This is a genomic window from Yersinia sp. IP36721 (assembly GCF_003634395.1).
Classification (GTDB): Bacteria; Pseudomonadota; Gammaproteobacteria; order Enterobacterales; family Enterobacteriaceae; genus Yersinia; species Yersinia entomophaga.
In genome coordinates this window covers 1-3,297 of sequence record NZ_QCZL01000048.1, presented here as the reverse complement: position 1 = coordinate 3,297, position 3,297 = coordinate 1, and the positions used below count along the sequence as shown (strand labels likewise).

Sequence of the window (3,297 nt, the reverse complement as noted above, 5' to 3'; positions counted from 1 at the left end):
TTTGATGCCTGGCAGTGTCCTACTCTCGCATGGGGAGACCCCACACTACCATCGGCGCTACGGCGTTTCACTTCTGAGTTCGGCATGGGATCAGGTGGGACCACCGCGCTATTGCCGCCAGGCAAATTCTGTTTCAATCAACCCGCCACGTGATTTACATCACACGGCCAGTCAATCCAATCTGTTAACAATGCTGAAAATTAAAACGCTCTCTAAAACACCTTCGGTGTTGTAAGGTTAAGCCTCACGGATCATTAGTACTGGTTAGCTCAATGCATCGCTGCACTTACACACCCAGCCTATCAACGTCATAGTCTTTAACGTTCCTTCAGGGGGCTTGAAGCCCCAGGGAAGACTCATCTTGAGGCAAGTTTCGCGCTTAGATGCTTTCAGCGCTTATCTTTTCCGCATTTAGCTACCGGGCAATGCCATTGGCATGACAACCCGAACACCAGTGATGCGTCCACTCCGGTCCTCTCGTACTAGGAGCAGCCCCTCTCAATCTTCCAACGCCCACGGCAGATAGGGACCGAACTGTCTCACGACGTTCTAAACCCAGCTCGCGTACCACTTTAAATGGCGAACAGCCATACCCTTGGGACCTACTTCAGCCCCAGGATGTGATGAGCCGACATCGAGGTGCCAAACACCGCCGTCGATATGAACTCTTGGGCGGTATCAGCCTGTTATCCCCGGAGTACCTTTTATCCGTTGAGCGATGGCCCTTCCATTCAGAACCACCGGATCACTAAGACCTACTTTCGTACCTGCTCGAGCCGTCACTCTCGCAGTCAAGCTAGCTTATGCCTTTGCACTAACCTCACGATGTCCGACCGTGATTAGCTAACCTTCGTGCTCCTCCGTTACTCTTTGGGAGGAGACCGCCCCAGTCAAACTACCCACCAGACACTGTCCTCACCCCAGATTATGGGGCCGAGTTAGAACATCAAACATTAAAGGGTGGTATTTCAAGGTTGGCTCCACGCAGACTGGCGTCCACGCTTCGATGCCTCCCACCTATCCTACACATCAAGGCTCAATGTTCAGTGTCAAGCTATAGTAAAGGTTCACGGGGTCTTTCCGTCTTGCCGCGGGTACACTGCATCTTCACAGCGAGTTCAATTTCACTGAGTCTCGGGTGGAGACAGCCTGGCCATCATTACGCCATTCGTGCAGGTCGGAACTTACCCGACAAGGAATTTCGCTACCTTAGGACCGTTATAGTTACGGCCGCCGTTTACTGGGGCTTCGATCAAGAGCTTCGCCTTGCGGCTGACCCCATCAATTAACCTTCCAGCACCGGGCAGGCGTCACACCGTATACGTCCACTTTCGTGTTTGCACAGTGCTGTGTTTTTATTAAACAGTTGCAGCCAGCTGGTATCTGCGACTGGCTTCAGCTCCGAGAGCAAGTCTCTTCACCTAGCGCCAGCGTGCCTTCTCCCGAAGTTACGGCACCATTTTGCCTAGTTCCTTCACCCGAGTTCTCTCAAGCGCCTGAGTATTCTCTACCTGACCACCTGTGTCGGTTTGGGGTACGATTTAATGTTACCTGATGCTTAGAGGCTTTTCCTGGAAGCTTGGCATCAACTACTTCTGCACCGTAGTGCATCGTCATCACGCCTCAGGGTTGATGGTTTTCCGGATTTACCAGGAATACCCCCCTACACGCTTAAACCGGGACAACCGTCGCCCGGCTAGCCTAGCCTTCTCCGTCCCCCCTTCGCAGTAACACCAAGTACAGGAATATTAACCTGTTTCCCATCGACTACGCTTTTCAGCCTCGCCTTAGGGGTCGACTCACCCTGCCCCGATTAACGTTGGACAGGAACCCTTGGTCTTCCGGCGTGCGGGTTTTTCACCCGCATTATCGTTACTTATGTCAGCATTCGCACTTCTGATACCTCCAGCAGTCCTCACAGACTACCTTCAACGGCTTACAGAACGCTCCCCTACCCAACAACGCCTAAGCGTCGCTGCCGCAGCTTCGGTGCATGGTTTAGCCCCGTTACATCTTCCGCGCAGGCCGACTCGACCAGTGAGCTATTACGCTTTCTTTAAATGATGGCTGCTTCTAAGCCAACATCCTGGCTGTCTATGCCTTCCCACATCGTTTCCCACTTAACCATGACTTTGGGACCTTAGCTGGCGGTCTGGGTTGTTTCCCTCTTCACGACGGACGTTAGCACCCGCCGTGTGTCTCCCGTGATAACATTCTTCGGTATTCGGAGTTTGCATCGGTTTGGTAATCCGGGATGGACCCCTAGCCGAAACAGTGCTCTACCCCCGAAGATGAGTTCACGAGGCGCTACCTAAATAGCTTTCGGGGAGAACCAGCTATCTCCCGGTTTGATTGGCCTTTCACCCCCAGCCACAAGTCATCCGCTAATTTTTCAACATTAGTCGGTTCGGTCCTCCAGTTAGTGTTACCCAACCTTCAACCTGCCCATGGCTAGATCACCGGGTTTCGGGTCTATACCTTGCAACTAGACGCCCAGTTAAGACTCGGTTTCCCTACGGCTCCCCTATACGGTTAACCTTGCTACAAAATATAAGTCGCTGACCCATTATACAAAAGGTACGCAGTCACACCACGAAGGTGCTCCCACTGCTTGTACGTACACGGTTTCAGGTTCTATTTCACTCCCCTCGCCGGGGTTCTTTTCGCCTTTCCCTCACGGTACTGGTTCACTATCGGTCAGTCAGGAGTATTTAGCCTTGGAGGATGGTCCCCCCATATTCAGACAGGATGTCACGTGTCCCGCCCTACTCATCGAGTTCACAGCATGTGCATTTTTGTGTACGGGACTATCACCCTGTACCGTGCGACTTTCCAGACGCTTCCACTAACACACAAACTGATTCAGACTCTGGGCTCCTCCCCGTTCGCTCGCCGCTACTAGGGGAATCTCGGTTGATTTCTTTTCCTCGGGGTACTTAGATGTTTCAGTTCCCCCGGTTCGCCTCGTTAGACTATGTATTCATCTAACGATAGTGCAACGAATTGCACTGGGTTTCCCCATTCGGGTATCGTCGGTTGTAACGCTTCATATCAGCTTACCGACGCTTTTCGCAGATTAGCACGCCCTTCATCGCCTCTGACTGCCTAGGCATCCACCGTGTACGCTTAGTCGCTTAACCTCACAACCCGAAGGTGTCTTTCGACATCATCGTGCTGCGATTATTGAGAGACTCTACCTGCAGATGACTCCTTGTCTCGGTAAATCTACGGAGAGACAAGTTTTAGCTGCAGTGTTTCAATTTTCAGCTTGTTCCAGATTGTTAAAGAGCAATATTT

At 52.0% G+C, this 3,297-nt stretch carries 2 rRNA genes; both read right to left on the bottom strand.

Annotation, left to right across the window (positions count from 1 at the left end):
- Positions 1–6 precede the first annotated feature (6 nt).
- Positions 7–122: ribosomal RNA gene (gene rrf / locus DBA33_RS19855) — 5S ribosomal RNA — on the bottom strand.
- A 111-nt stretch (positions 123–233) separates the two neighbouring features.
- Positions 234–3,140, bottom strand: a 23S ribosomal RNA gene (locus DBA33_RS19850).
- Positions 3,141–3,297 lie beyond the last annotated feature (157 nt).